4 protein-coding genes are annotated in these 4282 nt (G+C 70.9%); all 4 read right to left on the bottom strand.

The features are described 5' to 3' along the window. Positions 1-112: 112 nt before the first annotated feature. On the bottom strand, positions 113-601 hold the full coding sequence (locus STBA_RS35275; RefSeq protein WP_077063892.1) for a hypothetical protein: 489 nt from the start codon (positions 599-601) through the stop codon (positions 113-115). A 69-nt stretch (positions 602-670) separates the two neighbouring features. Continuing rightward, a complete protein-coding gene (locus tag STBA_RS39380; RefSeq protein ID WP_290444005.1) occupies positions 671-802 on the bottom strand; it encodes a hypothetical protein in 132 nt (43 codons plus the stop codon). A 1051-nt stretch (positions 803-1853) separates the two neighbouring features. Further along, positions 1854-3797, bottom strand: coding sequence for a helix-turn-helix domain-containing protein (locus STBA_RS35270; RefSeq protein ID WP_077063891.1), 1944 nt, complete (start codon positions 3795-3797; stop codon positions 1854-1856). Positions 3798-3918: 121 nt separating this feature from the next. Next, positions 3919-4282: hypothetical protein (locus tag STBA_RS35265; protein ID WP_171987929.1), on the bottom strand; the 364-nt coding region annotated here is incomplete at its 5' end.

Genomic DNA, 4282 nt, shown 5'->3' with positions numbered 1-4282 from the left:
GCGGCCGCCGGGGCAGGGTGGGTGCAGGTGGTGGGGTGGTTGATCTCGATCAGGGCCATCAGGTCCTCCAAACAGGGGGCGGGGTGCGCGATCGCGCACCCCGCCAGGGTGGTCACTCGTCGACGGGCTGGGCGGCGCTGAACGCCGTCCGGTGGTTGGGGCGGCCGCAGTGCCAGCAGCACGTCTCGGCGCAGGCGGTGGGGCGGTGGCGGCACTCGTACTCGGTGCACCAGCCGGACTCCCGGGCGAGGCGGATGCGCTCGGCCTCGGCCTCCTCGGCCGCGGCCAGGCCCTCGGAGGCCATCGCGTCGATCGCGAGCCGCTGCCGCGCCTCGGCCTGGATCAGGGTGTAGGGGACGCCCTGGCCCTCGGCGATGGCCGCGCGCAGGGTCCGCTGGGAGACGTGCCAGACCGCGCGCAGCCGCTCGCGCCCGGCGGGCACCGAGGCGACCGCGCCGTCGATGACGGCCGATCGCAGCTCGGGACTGATCGCGCCCAGCACGATTACCATGTCGGCGGCGTGCTCGGCGGCGATCCGGTGCGCTTCAGGCATCGGCCTCGCCATGTCGGTGATGAACGCCTGGAACTGATCGGTGGTCATGTCGGCAAAGTTCATGGTGGCGGTGCTCCGATCGGAGGGGCGGGGGCCCGGCCGGGCCCCCGGGGGTGGTCAGGACTCGTCGGGCAGGCCGCCGATGGCGGCCGCAGGGATGCGGCCCGTGCGGGCCAGGCCGTAGAACAGGTCGAGGTCGGACGCGAAGTCGCACCAGATGGCGCCCTCGGTCCACAGCTCATCGGTCAAAGCGACGACCGCCTCGGCGAAGGCCTCGCGGGCGGCCTCCGGCGGAGCAAGCTATACGAAAAGTAATACTTTTCGGCTTGATCCACTGCATGTTGCTCGACCTCAGCCGCCAGCTGCGCGACCCCCGAGACTGACCATGAGACGCTGTCTCCAGAGCCTTGCGAAGGACCAAGGTATCGTCACCGATACTCACCCCTCAGCCCGTTCTCCGCACAGCCTCCTCATGGCCACGACGACCTACACGCCCATGCATTATCGAATGTTGAAGGCGCCGCCGCGAGCGAGCCGCCCGGGGCCGGGTGGGGCTCTGTGACCGTGGCCGATCTCCCCGCGCCTCTCCCTGCCGCTGAGGCTGTCGCTCGCCGGGCATCGAGACGCACGGTGACCGGCAGGCCGGTCACACCTGTCACAGCCCAGGCCAGCGCCCAGGCCCCGCCGGTCGACGGCGCGGTCACAACCGGGCCGACAGGTGTACTCCGCACTGAGGGGATTCGCGGCCGTCGGCGGCCGCACCGGACGCTCGCTCGTGGACGACGGAGGATCCTGCTCCGATATGCCCAAGGCCCGGAGGACTGACCGAGGAATTTTGCAATGTATCTCGTTACCGAGGTAACGGTTCGGAAGAGGATCATGGGGCGCGGCGGGCGGCCGGGGGCGGGCTTGGAGCCGTCGTCGACAGCAGGTTCGGAGTGGCTCGGCCGAGCCGCCGAGCAGTCCTCGAGTGCGTTCGCGGGAGGGTGCGCATCCTCCCGCGTTCGTTACGGAGCGTGATATTCGCGGGTGTTGCGCACTCGGGCGCGCCAGTGTCGCGCGCACACCCAGGGCACGGCCCCTATGGGGTCCGCGATTGCGCGCCAAATCTCGGAGGTTTGTACCGCTATAGGCGTATTTTCGGGGGTGGGGCGTGCCAGTGGCGTGCGCGCGTGCCACGGCTGTGACCTGCGGTTTGGCGCGGGTGGCGCGCTCGCGCGCCAACTACGGACAGTGACGGTCGGGCGGGTTCGGGGCATGGAAAAGGCCGCCCCCGAAGGGGCGGCCGTGGCGGTTTGGGTCAGGCCGCGAGGCGGTAGACCGTGGCCGTGGAGGCGCCTTCGCGGACGACCAGGCCGTCGTCGGCTAGGCGGCCCAGGAGCCGCTGGAGGGTCCGCTTGGGCACCTTGGTCTCCTGGGTCAGGGCCGCGATCGACAGGGCTGCTCCGGCCGTGCGGAGAGCGGTGACGACGCGGGCGGCGTGGGGCACCTCGGCCAGGGCGTCGGTGTCGAGGTCGGCCGCCTCGCCTTCGGGGACGTCGGCGAGGTCGACCTCGCCGTACTCCTCGGCTTCGAGGTCTTCAGCGCCCAGGCCCTGCACCGCCGGGGCCTCCTGAGCCGCCTCAGCGGGTTCGACGGCGGCTTCGGCGGCCTGGTCCTGTCCGGCCCGCTGGGGCCAGCCGAGGATGCCCGCCTCGTGCTTGGACAGGGCCGGGCGGGCGGCGGCGTACTCGGCGATCATGGCGTCCCATTCGTCGGCCTGCTTGGTGATGGCGCTGTCGGCGTCGTAGGCGAGGGTCTTGGTCGGGTCGCCGCCATCGGGGTTGCCGACCCAGCACTGGCCGCGGGTGGGCAGGCCCTTCTCGGTGACGTCGACGCTCCAGCCCTGCACGTCGCCGTCGTGGCCCTTCTTGACCTGGTGGCCGATGAAGTTCGAGCCGTATTGGCTGGTGAGCGTGGTCGGGATCTCCATTGCGTTGATCGACTGGGTGATGAACGCGATGGAGATGCCCGCCTGGCGGACGTGCTTGGGCAGCGACTCCAGGAGCCTGGTCAGCCGGTCGGCCTGCGTGGACGTGGCCTGGCTGAGCATGACGGTCAGCTCGTCGATGAGGTAGAGCAGGCCAGGGTGCTCGCGGGTGGGGATCCAGTTGCGCATCCGGTTCCCATCCGGGTCCTTCATGGTGTCGAGCCGCTGGATGCGGTCGTGGGAGAGCACCTCGATGGCCTCCAGGTCGGCGATGACCTCGTCGATGGTCCGGGCGCGGCGGTGCATCGCGGCCGCATGGTATTTGCCCAGGTCGAACTTGACCGGGTCGGCGCCGGCCACGATGAGGTTGCCGCAGGCGATGGCCGACAGCAGCAGCGACGAGCTGGTGTTGGTCTTGCCCGACCCGGAAATGCCGAAGATGCCCAGGCATTTGGCGTCGGGGTCGCTGGTGAAAATCCCTGCGGTCGACTCCCGGTCTTCGACCGAGCTGATCGCGCGCCCGATCGGCAGGCCCTCGAGCACATCGCGCGAGCCCGGCGCCCACGCGGCGCCCTTGGCACGGTTCTCGCGCTCCAGGGCCGGGTGGGGGACGTTGCGCTTCGCCGAGGCGGCCGCGTGCAGGACGATGATCTTCATCCGCCGCGAGTCGCCGGCCGAGACGCGGCGGGCGATGACGCGGGAGGCGTCGACGTGCAGCTGGTGAGCGATGTCGGCATCGCGGAACTTCTCGGGCCGGTCGGCGTCACCGACGAACACCCGGTACTCCACATCCCCCTTCTTGTTGGTGTTGACGCTGGTCACGCGGGTCGCGTCGCACGCGCCGAGGGCGTGCAGGGCCGAGCCCATCTTGCGCGAGCGCCGCTCGGAGGAGCGGTAGCGGGTGAACAGGGAGTCGCCCGACCACCACCAGATGGCCAGGATCATCCCGGCCGCGACCACGACGCCCCAGACCGGCGCCCAGGTCGCGGCGAAGGTGAACGCGACGGCGCAGGCGGTGCCGAACATAAGCTGCGCGGCGGCCGCGGCCTGCACCGACCGGTCCAGATCCCCGATGATCCCGTCGATCCACACCCACACCGTGGCCGCGATGACCAGGACGAACACCCACGCCCACGGGCCCCATATCCACACGGCCAGGTTCGCGGCCGCCGCGGCGAGCCCGGCGAGGGCGATGACGTGGACCGGCAGCAGCGCCCGCCAGTGGCGGACGTTGAACCGCGTCGCCGCATCGGCGCCCTTGGCGGTGGTCTTCACCGCGCGTCCAGTGGTTTTCAGCGCTTTGGCCGTAGAGTTTGCAACGGTCATCAGTGGTCTCCTATGTGTCACTGGGACTGGAAGGCCGGGACGAACTGTCCTTCGTCCCGGCCGAAACGGGTTAGCGGTTGATGGGGATGACCGTGGCGCCGGCGGCCTCGGCCTCGCCCTGCGAGGAGTACAGGCGCATGAACACCTGCTGGGCGCCGTGCAGCATGGTCGCGGCCGCGCGCAGGTTGTCGGCGGCCCGGTGCAGCTCGTCGCAGACCTCGCGGTGGACGTTGTAGCGGCGGCCGAGCCGCCCGGACAGGTCCTCCAGCGCCCGACCCCACAGCGTGAGCGCGAACTTGTTGCCCGCCAGGTGGTTCTGGACGCCGCCGACGACGTCGCCCAGCTCGGGGAACCAGGAGCTGATGTTCAGGCCCACGCGCCCGGCCGCGGCGCGGGTCTCCAGCGGCGCCGAGGCGCCGCCGATGCGCACGGGG

This window comes from Streptomyces sp. MP131-18 (assembly GCF_001984575.1).
In the GTDB taxonomy this organism is placed as follows: Bacteria; Actinomycetota; Actinomycetes; order Streptomycetales; family Streptomycetaceae; genus Streptomyces; species Streptomyces johnsoniae.
This window is presented reverse-complemented; position numbering and strand designations above follow the sequence as displayed.